The organism is Pseudomonas asplenii, from assembly GCF_001293465.1.
In the GTDB taxonomy this organism is placed as follows: Bacteria; Pseudomonadota; Gammaproteobacteria; order Pseudomonadales; family Pseudomonadaceae; genus Aquipseudomonas; species Aquipseudomonas fuscovaginae_B.
Map to the genome: position 1 here is coordinate 299058 of NZ_JSYZ01000003.1, position 18968 is coordinate 318025.

The 18968-nt window shown below is 64.0% G+C and carries 21 protein-coding genes; 3 read left to right on the top strand and 18 right to left on the bottom strand.

The window, feature by feature from the left end:
- Positions 1 to 105: 105 nt before the first annotated feature.
- From PF66_RS05280 to ubiE, 9 genes are all read right to left on the bottom strand, one after another.
- Positions 106 to 813: a 16S rRNA (uracil(1498)-N(3))-methyltransferase gene (locus tag PF66_RS05280; protein ID WP_054062067.1), complete on the bottom strand. Its 708-nt coding sequence runs from the start codon at positions 811 to 813 to the stop codon at positions 106 to 108.
- A complete protein-coding gene (gene tatC, locus PF66_RS05285) occupies positions 810 to 1601 on the bottom strand; it encodes a twin-arginine translocase subunit TatC (protein ID WP_054060874.1) in 792 nt (263 codons plus the stop codon). Before tatC ends, PF66_RS05280 begins: the two co-directional genes overlap by 4 nt.
- Complete coding sequence (tatB, locus tag PF66_RS05290; protein WP_054062068.1) at positions 1598 to 2086, bottom strand: Sec-independent protein translocase protein TatB; 489 nt, start codon at positions 2084 to 2086, stop codon at positions 1598 to 1600. The genes tatC and tatB overlap by 4 nt, the downstream gene beginning before the upstream one ends.
- Before the next feature lie 10 nt (positions 2087 to 2096).
- Positions 2097 to 2366, bottom strand: a complete 270-nt coding sequence (locus tag PF66_RS05295; RefSeq protein WP_017903199.1) for a twin-arginine translocase TatA/TatE family subunit — start codon at positions 2364 to 2366, stop codon at positions 2097 to 2099.
- A gap of 25 nt (positions 2367 to 2391) precedes the next feature.
- A complete protein-coding gene (locus PF66_RS05300) occupies positions 2392 to 2724 on the bottom strand; it encodes a phosphoribosyl-ATP diphosphatase (protein ID WP_054060518.1) in 333 nt (110 codons plus the stop codon).
- A gap of 2 nt (positions 2725 to 2726) precedes the next feature.
- Entirely contained in the window at positions 2727 to 3119 is a 393-nt protein-coding gene (gene hisI, locus PF66_RS05305; protein ID WP_054060519.1) for a phosphoribosyl-AMP cyclohydrolase, read from the bottom strand.
- A gap of 80 nt (positions 3120 to 3199) precedes the next feature.
- Positions 3200 to 4804, bottom strand: coding sequence for a ubiquinone biosynthesis regulatory protein kinase UbiB (gene ubiB / locus PF66_RS05310; protein WP_054062069.1), 1605 nt, complete (start codon positions 4802 to 4804; stop codon positions 3200 to 3202).
- Positions 4801 to 5418, bottom strand: a complete 618-nt coding sequence (locus tag PF66_RS05315) for a ubiquinone biosynthesis accessory factor UbiJ (RefSeq protein ID WP_054062070.1) — start codon at positions 5416 to 5418, stop codon at positions 4801 to 4803. Before PF66_RS05315 ends, ubiB begins: the two co-directional genes overlap by 4 nt.
- Positions 5418 to 6188: a bifunctional demethylmenaquinone methyltransferase/2-methoxy-6-polyprenyl-1,4-benzoquinol methylase UbiE gene (gene ubiE / locus PF66_RS05320; RefSeq protein WP_054060522.1), complete on the bottom strand. Its 771-nt coding sequence runs from the start codon at positions 6186 to 6188 to the stop codon at positions 5418 to 5420. Before ubiE ends, PF66_RS05315 begins: the two co-directional genes overlap by 1 nt.
- Before the next feature lie 157 nt (positions 6189 to 6345).
- On the opposite strand from ubiE, the gene PF66_RS05325 reads away from it, so the two are divergent.
- From PF66_RS05325 to PF66_RS05335, 3 genes are all read left to right on the top strand, one after another.
- On the top strand, positions 6346 to 6621 hold the full coding sequence (locus PF66_RS05325) for a polyhydroxyalkanoic acid system family protein (RefSeq protein WP_054060523.1): 276 nt from the start codon (positions 6346 to 6348) through the stop codon (positions 6619 to 6621).
- Positions 6622 to 6807: 186 nt separating this feature from the next.
- Positions 6808 to 7230: a phasin family protein gene (locus PF66_RS05330; RefSeq protein ID WP_054060524.1), complete on the top strand. Its 423-nt coding sequence runs from the start codon at positions 6808 to 6810 to the stop codon at positions 7228 to 7230.
- A gap of 10 nt (positions 7231 to 7240) precedes the next feature.
- Positions 7241 to 8128 (top strand): phasin family protein, encoded by an 888-nt coding sequence (locus PF66_RS05335; RefSeq protein ID WP_054062071.1) that lies wholly within the window; start codon positions 7241 to 7243, stop codon positions 8126 to 8128.
- Between the two features lie 98 nt (positions 8129 to 8226).
- Here PF66_RS05335 and PF66_RS05340 read toward each other — a convergent pair whose 3' ends face one another.
- The 9 genes from PF66_RS05340 to argS all read right to left on the bottom strand — a co-directional run bounded on the left by PF66_RS05340 (position 8227) and on the right by argS (position 18805).
- On the bottom strand, positions 8227 to 8844 hold the full coding sequence (locus PF66_RS05340; protein ID WP_054060051.1) for a TetR/AcrR family transcriptional regulator: 618 nt from the start codon (positions 8842 to 8844) through the stop codon (positions 8227 to 8229).
- A gap of 54 nt (positions 8845 to 8898) precedes the next feature.
- Entirely contained in the window at positions 8899 to 10581 is a 1683-nt protein-coding gene (gene phaC / locus PF66_RS05345; protein WP_054062072.1) for a class II poly(R)-hydroxyalkanoic acid synthase, read from the bottom strand.
- Positions 10582 to 10709: 128 nt separating this feature from the next.
- Complete coding sequence (phaZ, locus tag PF66_RS05350) at positions 10710 to 11567, bottom strand: poly(3-hydroxyalkanoate) depolymerase (RefSeq protein WP_054060053.1); 858 nt, start codon at positions 11565 to 11567, stop codon at positions 10710 to 10712.
- Positions 11568 to 11676: 109 nt separating this feature from the next.
- Positions 11677 to 13356: a class II poly(R)-hydroxyalkanoic acid synthase gene (gene phaC, locus PF66_RS05355; protein ID WP_054062073.1), complete on the bottom strand. Its 1680-nt coding sequence runs from the start codon at positions 13354 to 13356 to the stop codon at positions 11677 to 11679.
- A gap of 244 nt (positions 13357 to 13600) precedes the next feature.
- A complete protein-coding gene (locus PF66_RS05360) occupies positions 13601 to 13981 on the bottom strand; it encodes a gamma-butyrobetaine hydroxylase-like domain-containing protein (RefSeq protein ID WP_054060055.1) in 381 nt (126 codons plus the stop codon).
- A gap of 124 nt (positions 13982 to 14105) precedes the next feature.
- A complete protein-coding gene (hslU, locus tag PF66_RS05365) occupies positions 14106 to 15443 on the bottom strand; it encodes an ATP-dependent protease ATPase subunit HslU (protein WP_054060056.1) in 1338 nt (445 codons plus the stop codon).
- Between the two features lie 53 nt (positions 15444 to 15496).
- On the bottom strand, positions 15497 to 16027 hold the full coding sequence (hslV, locus tag PF66_RS05370) for an ATP-dependent protease subunit HslV (RefSeq protein ID WP_017901757.1): 531 nt from the start codon (positions 16025 to 16027) through the stop codon (positions 15497 to 15499).
- A gap of 329 nt (positions 16028 to 16356) precedes the next feature.
- Positions 16357 to 17067 (bottom strand): SPOR domain-containing protein, encoded by a 711-nt coding sequence (locus PF66_RS05375; RefSeq protein WP_054062074.1) that lies wholly within the window; start codon positions 17065 to 17067, stop codon positions 16357 to 16359.
- A gap of 1 nt (position 17068) precedes the next feature.
- Positions 17069 to 18805, bottom strand: coding sequence for an arginine--tRNA ligase (argS, locus tag PF66_RS05380; protein WP_054061522.1), 1737 nt, complete (start codon positions 18803 to 18805; stop codon positions 17069 to 17071).
- Positions 18806 to 18968 lie beyond the last annotated feature (163 nt).

An 18968-nucleotide genomic window follows, 5' to 3' on the forward strand; every position in this document is an offset into this window, starting at 1 on the left:
TTCTGTAGCGCCGCGATCCTTCAATGTGCCCCACGGAACCCGTGGGAACTGATCTTCTGGGGGGGAACATCAGCTTCCACAGGTCTGCTGGTGCCCCGGGAGCGTTCAGAACAGGCGGGCGAGCAGGGCGGTGACGGCGGTTTCGACCCGCAGGATCCGTTCGCCGAGCTGCACCGGTTGCAGGCCGGCCTTGCCCAGCAGGTCGATTTCGTAGGGAATCCAGCCGCCTTCGGGGCCGATGGCGAGGGTGACCGGTTCGTCCACCGCCCGTGGGCAGGGCGGGTAGTGGCCCGGATGGCCGACCAGGCCCTGGGTGCCCGCGCTGATGGCCGGCAGGCGATCCTCGACGAAAGGCTTGAAGCGCTTCTCGATGATGACTTGCGGCAGTACGGTGTCGCGGGTCTGTTCCAGGCCCAGGACCAGTTGCTCGCGAATCGCCTCGGGTTCCAGGAACGGTGTCTGCCAGAAGCTCTTCTCCACCCGGTAACTGTTGACCAGCACCAGCCTGGGCACGCCCATGGTGGCGATGGTCTGGAAGACCCGGCGGAGCATCTTCGGGCGCGGCAGGGCGAGCACCAGGGTCAGCGGCAGCTTGGCCGGCGGTGGCTGGTCGAGGCTGACCTGCAGCTGGGCTTCACCGGCCTCCAGGTGCAGGACCCGGGCATTGCCCATCAGCCCGCCGAGCCGGCCGACCCGCAGGCTGTCGCCCACCGCGACGCGATGGACTTCCTGCATGTGAGTCAGGCGCCGGTCACGCAGCACCACCCGGTCGGCCGCAATGAAGTCGGCCTCTTCAAGAAGCAGCAGGTTCACGCGAGCGGGGCTGGCGGCTGTGGGCCAGTGTCGGTGGGTTTCTCTTCCGACGCCTCGCCACGCTTGCTGACCAGGCCGCCGAACAGCACGCCGATCTCGAACAGCAGCCACATTGGCACCGCCAGCAACGTCTGCGAGAACACGTCCGGCGGGGTCAGGATCATGCCGACCACGAAGCAGCCGATGATCACGTACGGGCGGATCTTCTTCAGGTACTTGACGTCGACCACGCCGATCCACACCAGCAGCACCACGGCCACCGGGATCTCGAACGCCACGCCGAAGGCGAAGAACAGCGTCATGACAAAGTCGAGGTAGCTGGTGATGTCGGTCATCATCTCGACGCCGGCCGGGGTGGCGGCGGCGAAGAACTTGAAGATCAGCGGGAACACCAGGTAATAGGCGAAAGCCATGCCGGTGTAGAACAGGATGATGCTGGACACCAGCAGCGGCACGGCCACGCGTTTCTCATGCTTGTACAGACCCGGGGCGATGAAACCCCAGATCTGGTGCAGGATCACCGGGATCGCCAGGAACAGCGAGACCATCATGGTCAGCTTGAGCGGCGTCAGGAACGGCGAGGAGACGTCGGTGGCGATCATCGTCGCGCCGGCCGGCAGGTACTGGCGCAATGGCGTGGAGACGAAGGTGTAGATCTGCTGGGTGAAGGCGAACAACCCGGCAAAGATCAGGAAGGTTGCCGCGACACAGCGCAGCAGGCGGGTGCGCAACTCGGTAAGGTGCGAGACCAGCGGCATCTGCTGGTCGTTTTCCGGAAAATCGCTCATGGGGCTCGCGGCGGCACAGTTGGGTCGTGAGAAGCTGGCGCACTTGGCGTCGGCGCGGGAGTGACGGTTTCGCCCGGAACATGCGGGGCCGGTTCGACGGCGCCGAGCACCGGTACGGCATCGCCCGGGGCGACGGTGGCCGGTGGCAGGTCGCTCGGCAGCGGTGTTTCACCGGCCGGCTGGGTCACGGATTGGGCGGCCGGCTGGCTCTGGGGCTGAGCCTGGGGAGCCGGCTCCTGGACCGGCGACAGGATCTTGCGAGCCTCCTGTTCCAGGGACAGGATGTGCTCGTTGTGCAGTTGCCGACGGATTTCGTCGGCACCGATTTCCCGTTCCACTTCCTGCTTGATCGCGTTGAAGCTGCGTTTCAGCCGTCCGACCCACAGGCCAGCCGTGCGCGCGGCACCCGGCAGGCGCTCGGGGCCGAGGACCAGCAGCGCCACCAGGCCGACGAGCAGCAGTTCACTGAAGCTGATACCGAACATTATTCAGTGCTCACGAATGATTGCGGGGCTCTTCGACCTTCTGCGCCTGTACATCGATGGTGTGTGGCGCGTTCTGCTGGGCGCCCGGCTGTGGCTGGGCAGGTTGCACGGTCGGCGGGACCACCGGCTCGGCCGGCTTCTCGTCATCGTTCATGGCCTTGCGAAAGCCCTTGATCGACTCGCCGACGTCGGTGCCGAGGTTCTTCAGCTTCTTGGTACCAAACACCAGCACGACGACAATCAGGATGACGATCCAGTGTTTCCAGTCAAAAATGCCCATGGTGTTTCTCCTCTCGAAAAGTTGTTCAGGCGGACGGACGCGAGGCTTTCTCGGCGTGTCCGGACAGTCCGAAGCGACGGTCCAATTCATCCAGCACGGCCTGCGGATGCTGGCCCAGCTGGGCGAGCATGACCAGGCTGTGGAACCACAGGTCGGCGGTTTCGTAGATCACGTCGCTGCAGTCGCCGCTGAGGGCAGCGTCCTTGGCCGCGATGATGGTTTCGACGGACTCCTCGCCAACCTTTTCCAGAATCTTGTTCAGACCCTTGTGGTACAGGCTGGCGACATAGGAACTGTCGGGTGCCGCACCCTTGCGCTCTTCCAGTACCTGGGCCAGACGGGTCAGGGTATCAGTCATGTTCAGTGTCCTGCTGCGTAGATGCTGTGCGGGTCCTTGAGGACCGGATCGACCGTCTTCCAGCCGTCGTTTTCGTAGACGCGGTAGAAGCAGCTTTGGCGGCCAGTGTGGCAGGCGATGTCGCCGACCTGTTCGACCATCAGGATGATCACGTCGGCGTCGCAATCCAGGCGCATTTCATGCAGATGCTGCACGTGGCCGGACTCCTCGCCCTTGCGCCACAGTTTGCCACGTGAACGTGACCAGTAGATGGCGCGGTTCTCGCGAGCGGTCAGTTGCAGCGCCTCGCGGTTCATCCAGGCCATCATCAGCACGCGCCCGGTCTTGTGATCCTGGGCAATCGCCGGCACCAGGCCGTCGCTGTCCCACTTGATCTCGTCCAGCCAGTCTTTCATTTTCGACTCCGACAACCGGGCGCAACCTGCGTGGTTGGGCCTCGGCGAATGAACAGTTTGCCAGCCGCGAGCCTTGCTGGCTATCGGCGCACGACCAGATACAAACCAATGGCCAGCATGACTGCCGCCGGCCAGTGACCCCATTCGTGCAGCGGCCCGTTGGCGGCGAGAAACGCGCCCCCCCCAAGATGCAGTGAGCCGAGCAGACGCAGCAGCCAGTCGTCCTTGCGCTTTTTGTACGGCGGCTGCGGGTCGGCGGCATGGGGCTGCGACAGGCGTTCGAGCAGGTCGCGGGTCATGTTGGCCAGGTGCGGCAGTTGCTCGACCTGGCTCTGCAGGTTGCCCAGCAGGGTTTTCGGGCTGACCCGTTCGCGCATCCAGCGTTCGAGGAACGGCTGCGCGGTGCTCCACAGGTCCAGTTCCGGGTACAGCTGGCGGCCCAGGCCTTCGATGTTGAGCAGGGTCTTCTGCAGCAGCACCAGCTGTGGCTGGACTTCCATGTTGAAGCGCCGCGCGGTCTGGAACAGGCGCATCAGCACCTGGCCGAAGGAGATGTCCTTCAGCGGCTTTTCGAAGATCGGTTCGCAGACGGTGCGGATCGCCGCCTCGAACTCGTTGAGTCGGGTGTCCGCCGGAACCCAGCCCGAGTCGATATGCAACTGGGCGACGCGGCGGTAGTCACGCTTGAAGAAGGCGAACAGGTTGCGGGCCAGGTAGTCCTGGTCCTGCGGAGTCAGGCTGCCGACGATGCCGCAGTCGATGGCGATGTACTGCGGACTCCACGGCTTGACGGTGCTGACGAAGATATTGCCGGGGTGCATGTCGGCGTGGAAGAAGCTGTCGCGGAACACCTGGGTGAAGAAGATCTCCACGCCGCGTTCGGCGAGCAGCTTCATGTCGGTACGCTGGTCGGCCAGGGTCGCGAGGTCGGTGACCTGGATGCCGTAGATGCGCTCCATCACCAGCACCTTCGGCCGGCACCAGTCCCAGTAGACCTGGGGCACGTACATCATGTCCGAGCCTTCGAAGTTGCGCCGCAACTGGCTGGCATTGGCCGCCTCGCGCAGCAGGTCGAGCTCGTCGTAGATGGTCTTCTCGTAGTCGCTGACCACGTCCACCGGGTGCAGCAGGCGGGCGTCGGCGGAGAGCCGCTCGGCCGTGCGGGCGAGCAGGAACAGCCAGGCCAGGTCTTGGGCAATCACCGGCTTGAGACCTGGACGGATGACTTTCACCACCACTTCCTCGCCGCTCTTGAGCTGCGCGGCGTGGACCTGGGCCACCGAGGCCGAGGCCAGCGGTTCGATGTCGAAGCGGCTGAAGACTTCGCCGATCTTGCGGCCCAGTTGCGACTCGATCAGCTCCACGGCTTTCTGCGGGTCGAACGGTGGGACACGGTCCTGCAGCAGCATCAGCTCGTCGGCGATGTCCTCTTGCAGCAGGTCGCGACGGGTCGAGAGGATCTGCCCGAACTTGATGAAGATCGGTCCCAGGTCCTGCAGGGCCAGGCGCAGCCGTGCACCGCGGCTCAGGTCCAGCGGCTTGCGCGGCAACCAGCGCCACGGCAGGGCGAAACGCAATGCCAGGAGGAACCAGGGCAGGGGCAGGTCGAACAGCAGGTCATCGAGACGGTAGCGGATGACCACGCGCAGGATGCGTAACAGACGGCGGACGGCGAGCAGCTTCATGCGTTATCGCTGGAATTGAGGGATCGGGAGAGGCGTTCGAAACGTGCCTCGAGTCGTTCTAGATCGAGCTTGAGCCGGTCGAGTTCGGCGAAACGGGCTTCGGCCTCGTGTTTGCCGACCAGTGCCCGCGACTCTTCGCTGAGGTACTCGGCCAGGTTCTGGTTCAGGCTGGCGAAACCCTGCCGGTACCAGCCGGCACGGCTGCGCAGGTGGCCACTGACCAGTTGCGTGGCGACCGGGCCGAGCCAGCGCGACAGCTCGTACTCCCAGTCCAGCTCCAGGTCCTGCAGCACCCCGGCCAGGTCCAGCAGCACCGCGCTGTCGCCTTCCAGGTGCACGTCCGGGCCATGCAGCACGGCGCTCTTGTCCTTGCTCAGGGCCAGGTGGAGCAGGCTGGTGGTGGACGCACGGAGGATGCAGTCGGCCTCGGCGGCCCAGTGGGCGGCCAGCAGCAGGCCTTCGTCGCTGGGCAGGATGAACAGCTTCAAGGCCGGGCTGTCGACCTCGATGACCTTGCCCGTCAGGTGCCCGAGACGGCCCAGGGCAGTGCTGTCCAGGCGCAGCACACGGTTGAGGCCGTGTTCGACGCCGGCGAGAAGGCCGCTGAGCAGCATCAGGGCTTGATGCCGCGGTGCAGGGCGACGATGCCCGAAGTCATGTTGTGGTAGGTCACGCGGTCGAAGCCGGCGTCCACCATCATCGACTTGAGCGTTTCCTGGTCCGGGTGCATGCGGATCGATTCGGCCAGGTAGCGATAGCTTTCCGAGTCGTTGGTGATCAGCTTGCCGGCCAGTGGCATGAAGGCGAACGAGTAGGCGTCGTAGACCTTGGACATCAGCGCGTTGGTTGGCTTGGAGAACTCCAGCACCAGCAGGCGGCCACCGGGCTTGAGCACCCGCAGCATGGAGCGCAGGGCATCTTCCTTGTGGGTGACGTTGCGCAGGCCGAAGGCGATGGTCACGCAGTCGAAGTGGTTGTCCGGGAACGGCAGCTTCTCGGCGTCGGCCTGGACGAACTCGATATTGCCGGCCACCCCGCGATCCAGCAGGCGATCACGGCCGACCTTGAGCATGGAGGCGTTGATATCGGCCAGCACCACCTGGCCGGTGGGACCCACCAGGTGCGAGAACTTCGCCGCCAGGTCGCCGGTGCCGCCGGCGATGTCCAGCACCCGGTTACCGGGGCGCACGCCCGACAGCTCGATGGTGAAACGCTTCCACAGGCGGTGCATGCCGCCGGAAAGGACGTCGTTCATCAGGTCGTACTTGGCGGCCACCGAGTGAAAGACTTCGGCGACTTTGCCGGCCTTTTCGCTTTCCGGCACATTCTTGTAGCCGAAGTGTGTGGTGGGTTCGGCATCGCTGCCTTTGCGCTGATCAGTCATATCGCTGTCACCAGAAGAGAATGCGGGCCATTCTAATCCCGGTAGCCGGCTTTGTCTTGGCAAAGGCGGAATGTAAGTATAGTGGGCGACCGGGACGGATTGACGCAGCGCAGTTCAAGGCCGCCCCGGCCTACATTCATGGAACAGGAGTCAATCGATGGCCCGGATTAGTGTCGAGCGTGCCCATCATCTCGGTCTGGCAGGCGCGCGTGAGAAGGCCGAGGCGCTGGTGCAGAAACTGGCCGACCAGTATGGCCTGGCGCCGCGTTGGTCGGGTGATACCGTCAGCCTCAAGCGCTCCGGCGTCAGCGGCGAGGTGACGATCGCCGAGGACCGGATCAGGGTGGATGTCGAGCTGGGCATGCTGATGTCGGCCATGAGCGGCACCATCAAGAGCGAGATCGAGAAGGCGCTGGACAAGGCGCTGGCCTGAACCCGTCGGATCCGAACCTGTGGCAGTCAATCCTGTGGGAGCCGGCTGCCACGGGTGAATCCTGTTTCCACAAGTGACCCCTGGCCACATCGGTTAGGGTGCCCATTCTAATTTTTGCCACTACTTTGTGCTGCAGTCCCCGCTTGCGCGGGCAGTTCCTCCAACCGTTCACGTGTGAGGTGCACCATGGCCAAAGTCAGTCTGAAGAAAAAATCCGACGTTCAGCCCACCGCCCTGGCTGAAGTGAAACTCTATGCCCGCAGGATCTGGTTGGCGGGTCTGGGCGCCTACGCCAAGGTCGGCAAGGAAGGCAGCGAGTACTTCCAGGAACTCGTCAAGGCCGGCCAAGCAATTGAAAAGGAAGGGAAAAAGGCTGTCGACGCGAAGCTTGAAGCCGCCAACAGCCAGATCGACAGCGTGAAGAGCGATGTCAGCGGCCTCAAGGGGCGGGTCGAAGTGCAACTGGACAAGGTCGAGAAAGCGTTCGACAGCCGTGTCGCCAGTGCCTTGAATCGCATCGGGATTCCGTCTAAACATGACGTTGAGGCACTCTCTGCTAAGCTCGATGAGTTGACGGCATTGCTCGAACGTGTCGCGCGTAAACATTAAGGAGAACGGGATGGCTGGCAAGAAGAATACTGAGAAAGAAGGCAGCTCGTGGATCGGGAAGGTTGAGCAATACTCCCGCAAGATCTGGCTGGCCGGTTTAGGCGTGTACTCGAAAATCGACAGTGACGGCAGCAAGGTCTTCGAGAGCCTGGTGAAGGACGGTGAGAAAGCCGAGAAGCTGACCAAGAGTGCAGTGGGCAAGACTGTCGAGGCGGCCAAGGACTCCGCCGGTTCGGCCAAGTCGCGCATCACCGGCGTCAAGGAACGCGCCCTGGGCAAGTGGGACGAACTGGAGGAGGCTTTCGACAAGCGTCTGAACAGTGCCATCTCGCGTCTGGGTGTTCCCAGCCGCAATGAGGTCAAGGCCCTGCACAGCAAGGTCGACACCCTGACCAGGCAGATCGAGCAACTCACTGGCCAGAAGGTGACCCCGGTGGCGGCGAAAGCGGCGGCAGCCAAACCGGCAGCGAAGACGGCGGCCAAGCCGCTGGCCAAGGCTGCGGCCAAACCCGCCGCCAAGCCGGCAGCTAAAACCGCTGCGGCCAAACCGGCAGCCAAGCCGGCTGCAAAACCCGCCGCCAAGCCTGCGGCCAAGACGGCGGCTGCCAAGCCTGCCGCGAAGCCAGCAGCCAAGCCGGTAGCCGCGGCCAAACCCGCCGCGAAACCAGCGGCCAAGCCTGCTGCGAAGCCGGCCGCTGCAAAACCGGCAGCCAAACCTGCCGCGAAACCTGCAGCGGTGAAAAAGCCTGCGGCGGCCAAGCCGGCCGTTGCCAAGCCGGCAACTCCTGCCGCGGCGAAACCGGCGGTGGCACCGACCACCACCAATTCGGTGTCCCCGGCTGCTCCAGCCGCTCCGGCTGCGGCCCCGGCTCCGTCGGCGCCGACCTCTCAGTCCTGAGTGGCGCTTCGCGCAATGGAAACGCCCGGTCTGTGAAGGCCGGGCGTTTTTGTTTCGGGCTTGGCAGCCCTGTTCTGCTCCATACCTTGGGCCGGTTATCAAGGCTCTTCGAGATAACGCAAGGCCATCCGTTCAGTCGCCAACCGTGCCGGCGGCAGCAGGTGCGGCGCCACCAGCATCATGATCTGGTACACCACCAGCCGGACTTCGCCCTCGCGGCCCAGGATTCGCTGATAGTCCAGCGAGAACAGCAGGGTCAGGGTGATCTGTTCCACCAATTGCCCCAGCGCCTGGGTGTCGCTGACGATGAAGCCCTGGGTCTTCAACTGCGCCAGCAACGAGGCGAGGGTACGCTTGAGCGCGTTGAGCAGGTTGCGGATACCCCTGGCGAGCTTGGGCAGGCGGCCGGCCAGGTTGGACAGGTCCTGGAACAGGAAGCGGTACTGGGACAGGCGCTCGACGATCAGGTGCAGGAAGAACCAGTAGTCCTCCGGTGCCAGTTCGGCATCCGCCGGAGGGTTCAGCAGCGGTGCCAGCTCCGCCTGGAAGCGCTCGAAAAGCCCGAGTACCAGAGGCTCCTTGCCATGGAAGTGGTAGTAGAGATTGCCCGGGCTGATCCCCAGTTCATTGGCGATTTCCATGGTCGAGACATTCGGTTCGCCCTTCTGGTTGAACAGTTGCAGTGTGCATTCAAGAATCCGGTCGCGGGTCTTCATCCAGTCTTCTTAGGTTGGGTGTCACGGCTGCCGGGCAACCGTGTCCGGTGAGAGTCATCGCACCCGCACATAAGTGCCGGGTGCGGCTTCCATGGTTGGATACCTGGCGTCGCCGAGGGTCAGCCGGGTTTCCTTGAGGGCTCCCGAGTGCGACTGGAGCCATTCCAGCCATTGTGGCCACCAGCTGCCCTGGACCTGCCGACCATCGTAGTACCAGGCCCGCGGGTCGCTGCTCAGCTTGAGGTTTTCGATGTAGGTGGACTTGGGGTTGCCCGGCGGGTTGAGAATGCTCTGGATGTGGCCGCTGTTGGACAGCACGAAGCGGCGGTCGCCGCCCAGCAGCAGGGTCGAGCGATAGACCGCGTCCCATGGCGTGATGTGGTCGTTGATGCCGGCGACATGGAAACTGTCGACCGTGACTTTCTGCAGATCGATGGGCGTGCCGCAGACCTCCAGCCCGCCAGGGTGGCTGAGCGGGTTGTGCTTGAAGAAGTCCAGCAGGTCGCCATGCAGCGCGGCCGGCAGGCGGGTGTGGTCGTTGTTCCAGTAGAGGATGTCGAAGGCCGGCGGCTCCTTGCCCAGCAGGTAATTGTTGATCCAGTAGTTCCAGATCAGGTCATTGGGCCGCATCCAGGCGAACACCTTGGCCATGTCCCGGCCGTCCAGCACGCCTTGCTGGTAGGAGCGGCGCTTGGCTGCCTCCAGGGTCTGCTCGTCGACGAACAGGGTGGCCGGACTGTCCAGCCGGCTGTCGAGCAGGCTGACCAGGTAGGTGGCACTGGCGACCCGGCGCAACTGCCGCTTGCTCAGCAGGTAGCCTTGCAGGGCGGCGATGGTCAGGCCGCCGGCGCAGGCGCCCACCAGGTTGACCTCGCGGCTCGCGGTGATGCTCCGGCAGACGTTCATCGCCTGCTCCACCGCCTCGACATAGCTCGACAGGCCCCATTCACGGTGGCGCACGTCGGGGTTGCGCCAGCTGATGATGAACACCTGCAGGCTGTTTTTCAGGGCGTACTGCACGAGGCTGTTGGTCGGGCTGAGGTCGAAGATGTAGTACTTGTTGATTTGTGGCGGCACGATCAGCAGCGGCCTGGCGTATTGCCTTTCGCTCATCGGCCGATACTGGATCAGCTCCAGCAGCTCGTTGCGAAACACCACCGCCCCCTGGGTGGTGGCCACGGTCTTGCCGACTTCGAAGGCATGCTTGGTGACCTGGCTGGGCAGGCCGTTGTTGTGCAGCATGTCGTTCACCAGGTGGCTGATGCCGCGCACCAGGCTGTTGCCACCGGAATTGAACAGCTCCTTGACCGCCAGGGGGTTGAGCAGGGTGTTGGACGGCGCCACCGCATCGTTGAACAGCGTGAAGATGAAGTGCGCCCGGGCGCGCTCGTCATCGCTCATCCGGCTTTCGTCGATCCAGTGCCGGACCTGGGTCTGCCACGCCAGGTAGGCCTGCAGGCCACGTCGGTAGAACGGGTTCAGGCTCCAGGCCGGGTCCGTGAAGCGCGAGTCACGTGGAGAGGGTTGGTGCGGTGTCTCGCCGAGCAACACCTTGCCCAACTGGTTCCCCAGCGCCAGCACATGCCGCGCCGTGTGCAGCGGGTTGCGCAGGCCGTGGGTGGCGACGCTGCGCAGGGTGGAGAGCAGATCCTGGCCGCGCAGGCCGGTAATCGCACTCTGTGCATTGATGGGCGTCGCGGCTGCGGGTAGCGAACCCGTCGCTGGTCTGTCTGGCATGAGTCAACACTCCTTCGTCATCAAGCTGATCAACCGATACATCGCATCGGACCGGGGCTGTCCACTGCCCCGTCCCTGACGTGCCCTGCCGATATCCTGCCGGTGGGCACGCTGCGAATGGGTGCCCCTCAGGTGCTCTTGAAGGGCGCCGGTTGCGGGTGCATGACGGCCCGCTGACGTTCTTCGTCGAGGAACTTCATGATGATGGGCGCCACGGCTTCGGCCCGGGTGATCAGGAACAAGTGGCCGTCATCGATTATGTGTAGCTGGGCATTGGGAATACGCCAGGCCAGCAGGCGCATATTGATCAGCGGAATGAGCGGATCATCGTCGCCGGCCAGTACCAGGGTCGGCTGGCGGATCTTGTGCAGCCAGTGGATGCTGGTCCAGCCGAGGCCGGCGAACAGTTGCCAGTAGTAGCCCAGCTTGCCGGCCGAACGCACCTTGGCCGCGTGTTCGGCGGCCAGGTGCGGATCGCGTCGGAAGGCGCCGCCGTAGATGGTCGGCGCGATACGGATGACGTGGGAGGGTTGAATGTAGCGGCGCGGGCTGGCCATGTTCCACAGCACCTTGGGCTTGCCCGGGACCATGACCGCGCCGGCGGCGGTGGCCGCCAGGATCAGCTTCTTGCAACGCTCCGGATAATCGTGGGCGAACTGCTGCGCCAGTGCGCCACCCCAGGACACCCCGACCGCATTGACCTGGCCATAGTCCAGGTAGTCGAGCATCCGCGCGCTGAGCTTGGCCAGGCCGGGAAAGCGATAGGGGCGGCTGGGTGTGGACGAACCACCGACGCCGGGGACGTCGAAGGCGATCACTTCGAGGTCCGGGTCCAACGCCTGGACGAACGGAAACACCAGCTCCAGGTTGGCGCCGATGCCGTTGAAAATCAGCAGTGGCGTCAGGTGTGGCTTGCCGGGGCGAACCGCGGTACGGATGGTCTGGCCGTCCAGCTCGATGGTTCTGAAAATGAACGGTTGCGGCATGCTGCGAGCCCTGTGTTGAATCCTGCTTCTGTGTGCACGTGATCCCTCATGTGCACGCGATCCTTGCAGGAGTCGCCGTACCGCCGGCTCCTACAAGGGGCGGCGCGGTCTATCGCTCGTGCACGTAGGTGCCCGGTGCCGCCTCGGCCGACGGGTATGCCTTGCTGCCCAGGCTGGTCGGCGACTTCTTCAGCTTGCCCGAGCGCGCCGCCAGCCAGGCTTGCCAATGCAGCCACCAGGAGTCGGTATGCTTGGTGGAGTTTTCCTGCCAGTCCTCGGCCTTGGCCGGCATCTCCTCGTTGGTCATGTAGCGCGACTTGGGGTTGCCCGGCGGGTTGAGGATGCTCTGGATATGGCCGCTGCTCGACAGTACGAACTCGACCTTGCCACCGAACAGTTGCGCCGATTTGTAGCAGGACTTCCACGGCGTGATGTGATCGTTGGTGCCGGCCAGGGCGAAGATGTCGGCGTCGACTTTCTTCAGGTCGATCGGCGTGCCGCACACTTCCAGTGCATCGGCGCGTACCAGTGGGTTGTTCTTGAACATCTCGATCAGGTCGCCGTGGAACGCGGCGGGCAGGCGGGTGGTGTCGTTGTTCCAGAAGAGGATGTCGAACACCGGCGGCTCGTTGCCCAGCAGGTAGTTGTTGACCCAGTAGTTCCAGATCAGGTCATTGGGCCGCATCCAGGCGAACACCTTGGCCATGTCGCTGCCCTCCAGCACGCCCTGCTGGTAGGAGTGGCGCTTGGCGGCTTCCAGGGTCTGTTCGTCGACGAACAGCGCGACCTGGGTGTCCAGGGTGGTGTCGAGCACGCTGACCAGCAGGGTCAGGGAGTTGACCTTCTTCTCGCCCAGGGCCGCGTAGTGGCCGAGCAGGGCGGTGCAGGTGATGCCGCCGGAGCAGGCGCCGAGCATGTTGAGGTCCTTGCTGCCGGTGATCGCGCAGACCACGTCGACAGCCTCCTTGAGCGCCTCGATATAGGTCGACAGGCCCCACTCGCGCTGCGCCTTGGTCGGGTTGCGCCAGCTGATGATGAAGGTCTGCTGGTGGCTGCGCAGGCAGAAACGCGCCAGGCTCTTGTCCGGGCTCAGGTCGAAGACGTAGAACTTGTTGATCTGTGGCGGCACCACCAGCAGCGGGCGTTCATGCACCTGCTCGGTGATCGGCCCGTACTGGATCAGCTCCAGCACGTCGTTGCGAAACACCACGGCGCCTTCGCTGGTGCCGAGGTTCTTGCCGACCTCGAAGGCGCTCATGTTGACCTGGCTGGGCATGCCGCCGTTGTGCACCAGGTCCTTGGCCAGGTTCGACAGGCCGTCGAGCAGGCTCTTGCCGCCGGTCTCGAAGAACCGCTTGATCGCCGCCGGGTTGGCCGCCGTGTTGGTCGGGGCCATGGCTTCGGTCAGCAGGTTGATGACGAAGTGTCCGCGGCTGATGTCCTGGGCCGAGAGCGAGCTGTCGTCGATCCAGTCGTGGAGTTCCTTGCGCCAGGCCAGGTAGGTCTGCAGGTAGCGCCTGTAGAGCGGGTTCTGGCTCCAGGCCGGGTCAGAGAAGCGACGGTCGTCGTTGTCCGGCTGCAACTCGGATTTGCCGAACAGCACGTTCTTCAGTTCGACGCCGAAATGGGCGACGTGTTTGGCACTGTGGATGGGCTGCCGGAGGGTCTGGGCCAGTACCATTCGTGCCGAAGTCAGAAGATCCTTTCTACGCAAGCCGACGACGGGGTTCAGGCCCAGGGTGTTTTCCGAGGCCTGACGCTTGAGGTCATCGCTGTTCTTGTCACTCATCTACGACGCTCCATTGTCCTGAGACGAGTACCGGGTAAACACTGTGCGACCAGGCACAACGAATGCCAAGTACTGCTGCTCGGGTGACCGGTTGATTGCGCATCGTTAAATGCACGGGACTTGCCAAGTCCATTGGTTACCCGAGTTTAATTTATTTCGCAAGCGCGCCGAACGTCAGCCGCTGCTTCCGGGTATTGGATCAGAACAGATTAGAAAATACGCCCCAAATGGCAAGACGCGCGAGCTAGAGCATCAGCTTGACGATCGATTCGGAAGGGTCGCGGGATTTTCCGGCTGCCTTGAGTTCGGCAAGATACTCGGCCCACAAGTCATCCTGACGACAGGCGAGTTGATAGAGGTAATCCCAGGTGAACAGGCCGCTGTCATGGCCGTCGTCGAAGGTCAGTTTCAGTGCGTACTGGCCGGCGGGTTCGAGCTTGCTCAGGCCGACGTTGAGCTTGCCGAACTGCAGGATCGGCTGGCCGTGTCCCTGGACCTCGGCGGAGGGAGAGTGCACCCGCAGGAACTCGGCGGGCAGATGGTATTCCTCGTCCGGACCGTATTTGAGGGTCAGGGTTTTTGAGGCCTTGTGCAGATTGATGGCGGTGGGGATGCGGGTTGTCATGACGTGCGCGGACCTGTCGATGTGAAAGCCGCTCTTGCAGGAGCAGGGCTTGCCCGCGAAGTTTTTGACGGCCTTGAGGCCCCATTCGCGGACAAGCCACGCTCCTGCAGGGAGGTGGCGTTCTTTACAGGATATACCGCGACAGGTCTTCGTTCTGCGCCAATTCGCCGAGGTGGCTGTTGACGTAGTCGGCGTCGATGCGAATCGGCTCGGCACCCTGGGCGCCGGCCAGGTCACCGGCACTGAACGAGACTTCCTCGAGCAGCCGCTCCAGCAGCGTGTGCAGGCGACGGGCGCCGATGTTCTCGGTCTTCTCGTTGACCTGCCAGGCGATCTCCGCCAGGCGCTTGATGCCTTCCGGCTGGAACTCGATGTTCAGGCCTTCGGTCTTGAGCAGTTCGCGATACTGTTCGGTCAGCGAAGCATGTGGCTCGCTGAGGATGCGCTCGAAGTCTTCCGGGCTCAGCGCCTTGAGCTCGACACGGATCGGCAGGCGGCCCTGCAGCTCGGGAACCAGGTCGCTCGGCTTGCTCAGGTGGAACGCACCTGAAGCGATGAACAGGATGTGGTCGGTCTTGACCATGCCCAGCTTGGTGTTGACGGTGCAGCCTTCGATCAGCGGCAACAGGTCGCGCTGCACACCCTCGCGGGACACGTCGGCACCCCCGACATTGCCGCGCTTGGCGACCTTGTCGATCTCGTCGATGAACACGATGCCGTGCTGTTCGACCGCCTCGAGGGCCTTGGCCTTGAGTTCCTCGTCATTGACCAGGCGCCCGGCCTCCTCGTCGCGGACCAGCTTGAGCGCTTCCTTGACCTTGAGCTTGCGGCTCTTGCGCTTGCCCTTGCCCATGTTGGCGAACAGGCTCTGCAACTGGTTGGTCATCTCTTCCATGCCCGGTGGCGCGGAGATATCGACGCCGGTGTGCTCGGCGACTTCGATCTCGATCTCCTTGTCATCCAGCTGGCCTTCGCGCAGGCGCTTGCGGAACAACTGGCGGGTGTTGGAGTCCTGGCTTGGCTGGGCCTCTTCGTTGAACCCGGAGCGGGCCGGTGGCAGCAGGGCGTCGAGGATGCGTTCCTCGGCAGCGTCTTCGGCGCGGTGGCGGACCTTGACCATCTCCTGCTCGCGCAGCAGCTTGATCGCGGCGTCCGCCAGGTCGCGGATGATCGATTCGACATCGCGTCCGACGTAGCCGACTTCGGTGAACTTGGTCGCTTCGACCTTGATGAACGGGGCGTTGGCCAGCTTGGCCAGGCGCCGGGCGATTTCGGTCTTGCCGACGCCGGTCGGGCCGATCATCAGGATGTTCTTGGGCGTCACTTCGACGCGCAGCTCTTCAGGGAGCTGCATCCGGCGCCAGCGGTTGCGCAGGGCAATGGCGACAGCGCGCTTGGCATCGTCCTGGCCGATGATATGGCGATTGAGTTCGTGGACGATCTCGCGGGGAGTCATGGACATGGTATGTGGGGCCTCAAGCGGTTGAGTCAGTGTCGATACAGGGCTGGCACTGCCTATTCCGCGAGGTCCTGCTCCTCAATAGTGAAGTGGTGATTGGTGAATACGCAAATGTCGCCGGCGATGCCGAGGGCGGTCTCGACGATCTCGCGGGCCGACAGGTCGGTTTTCTTCAGCAGGGCGCTGGCCGCGGCCTGGGCATAGTTGCCGCCGGAGCCCATGGCGATCAGGCCGTGCTCCGGTTCGACCACGTCGCCGTTGCCGGTGATGATCAGCGAGGCGTCCTTGTTGGCAACCGCCAGCATGGCTTCCAGGCGGCTCAGGGAGCGGTCGGTACGCCATTCCTTGGCCAGTTCGACGGCGGCACGGACCAGGTGGCCCTGGTGTTTTTCAAGTTGACCTTCGAAACGTTCGAACAGGGTGAAGGCATCGGCGGTGGCACCGGCGAAGCCGGCGAGGACCTGGCCGTGATAGAGGCGGCGAACCTTCTTGGCGTTGCCCTTCATGACGGTATTGCCGAGGGAAACCTGGCCGTCGCCACCCATGACGACTTTGCCGTGGCGGCGAACTGAAACGATGGTGGTCAAGGGAGTGTCTCCACGCAGCGGGGCGAAAATGCCTGATGGAAACTCATATGGGGGTGGTGCAGGGATTTTCAACCTCGGGTGAGGTTGGGGGACGAGTGGTGTAGGAGAAGTGCGCGTCATCCTGTGGGAATCGGCTTGCTGGCGATAGTGGCCTTGCCAGCGCCAAGGACGATATTGAATGGTCGTCTGCGGCGGATCGCCAGCAAGCCGGCTCCGCAGGGAGGGCGGGCCGTGCACGCAATCGGCGTGCGACACGGGCCCGTGGGCGCCTGGCTGGCCAGCACATGGGCCTTCAAGCCCGGCCCAACCCTCCGTAGAGGCCGGCAGGGTCAGCGGCTCTGGCGTTGTTGTAACAACAGATTGCTGAAACCGCTGGCGGCCAGTTGTTTCTGGGCCGTGGTCAGTTGTTCGCGGTTGCTGAACGGACCGACCAGGACCCGATACCAGGTCTCGTCCTTCACCGTGCCGGACTCCACCGAAACCGCCTGGCCGAGCAGGATGATCTGCGCCCGGACCTTGTCCGCGTCGGCTTCCTTGCGGAACGAACCGGCCTGCAGGAAGAACTTCGTCACCGCCGCCGGTTCCGCCTTGGCCACCGGTGGTGGCGGTGGCGGGGTGATCCCGGCCAGCGCCGCCTGGGCCCGGGCGGTGTCGATCTTCGCCGCTTCGGCCGGGGTCACCGGTGTTTGCGGGGTTGGCACGGTCTGCGGGGTCGGCAGGGTTTTCTCCGGCACGGCCTCCGGCGGCACGATGACTTCCGATTCCGGCAGCAGGGTGTAGAAGTCGTACTTGGGCTTCACCGGCTGGGTCGGGCTCGGAGGCGTCTTGTTGGCTTCGGCGACCTTGGCGGCTTTCTGCTGTTCCTGGCGCACGCGCTTGACGTCATCGCCCTTGCCCGGTTCCAGTTTCATCAGGAAGACGATGAAGGCGCCAACGCCCAGCCCGATGGCCAGCCACAACCAGCCCGGGATCGGCTTCTTTTCGGGAGCCTGGTAGCGGCTGGCGCCGCGTTTCGGTGCGGGTTTTTTCTTCGCTGCCAACTTACATGCGCTCCAGGGTTTCCAGGCCCAGCAGCTCCAGGCCTTGCTTGAGGGTACGACCGCTCAGCGCCGCCAGGCGCAGGCGGCTCTGCATACGGGCCGGGGTATCGGCGCCGAGGATCGGGCAGTTCTCGTAGAAGCTGGAGAACAGGCCGGCGACATCGTACAGGTAGGTGCAGAGGATGTGCGGCGTGCCCTTCTCGGCAACGCTATTGAGCACTTCCGAGAACTGCGCCAGCTTCGCCGCCAGTTCCTGCTCGTGGGCGGCTTCGAGGACGATCTGCCCGTCGACTTCGCTGAAGTCCTTGCCCAGCTTGCGGAATACGCCGGACACGCGGGTGTAGGCGTACAGCAGGTACGGTGCGGTGTTGCCTTCGAAATTCAGCATCAGGTCGAAGTTGAAGCTGTAGTCGCTGGTGCGGTGCTTGGACAGGTCGGCGTACTTCACTGCGCCGATACCCACGACCCGGGCGATCTCGCGCAGTTCGGCTTCGGCCAGGTCCGGGTTCTTTTCCTTGACCAGGTTGTAGGCGCGCTCGCGGGCTTCGGTCAGCAGGTCGATCAGCTTGACCGTGCCGCCGTCGCGGGTCTTGAACGGACGGCCGTCGGCGCCGTTCATGGTGCCGAAGCCCATGTGCTCCATTTCCATCGGATGGGTCACGAAGCCGGCCTTGCGGGCCACGGCGAACACCTGCTGGAAGTGCAGGGCCTGGCGCTGGTCGACGAAGTACAGCGCGCGGTCGGCCTTGAGCTGGCGGCTGCGGTAGCGCACGGCGGCCAGGTCGGTGGTGGCGTAGAGGTAGCCGCCATCGGCCTTGACGATGATCACCGGCAGCGGCTCGCCTTCGGCGTTCTTGAACTCGTCGAGGAACACGCACTGGGCGCCGTTGCTCTCGACCAGCATGCCGGCGGCCTTGAGGTCGTTGACCACGTTGATCAGGTCATCGTTGTAGGCGCTTTCACCCATGACGTCGGCCATGGTCAGCTTGACGTTGAGCAGTTCGTAGATCTTCTGGCAGTGGGACAGCGAGATGTCCTTGAAGCGGGTCCACAGCGCCAGGCACTCGGCATCGCCGGCCTGCAGTTTGACCACCAGGCCGCGGGCGCGGTCGGCGAACTCGGGCGACTCGTCGAAGCGCTGCTTGGCGGCGCGGTAGAAGTTCTCCAGGTCCGACAGCTCGTCGCTGGTGATGGGGTTTTCCTGCAGGTAGGCCATCAGCATGCCGAACTGGGTGCCCCAGTCGCCGACGTGGTTCTGCCGGATCACGGTGTCGCCGAGGAACTCCAGGACCCGCGCCACGCCATCGCCGATGATGGTCGAGCGCAGGTGGCCGACGTGCATTTCCTTGGCCAGGTTCGGTGCCGACAGGTCGACCACGGTGCGCTGGGCCGCGCCGGCCTTGCGCACGCCGAGGCGGGCGTCGGCCAGGGCGGCGTCCAGGCGCGAGGCCAGGGCCTGGGTGTTCTGGAAGAAATTGATGAAGCCGGGGCCGGCGATCTCCGCCTTGCTGACGTTTTCATCGACCGGCAGGGCGGCGATCAGCTTTTCCGCCAGGTCGCGGGGCTTCAGGCCGGCAGGCTTGGCCAGCATCATCGCGATGTTGCTGGCGAAATCGCCATGGGTCTTGTCGCGGGTGTTCTCGACCTGGATCGCCGGCGTCAGGCCTTCAGGCAACACACCTTCGTTGACGAGTTGGGTGAGGGCTTGCTGGATCAGCTGGCGAATGGTGTCTTTCATGGTCTTCTCTTTCGACCGCGAGCGCGGCGGCGCCCAAGGCGCAGGTGGAAAAACTGGATATTATCCGTTGCCGGGGCGAGCTTGCCAACAGGTTGCGGACTTGCGGTGTTGCTGGAGGCCCTTTCGCGGGCAAGCCACGCTCCTACGGGGCCGTGGCGTACAC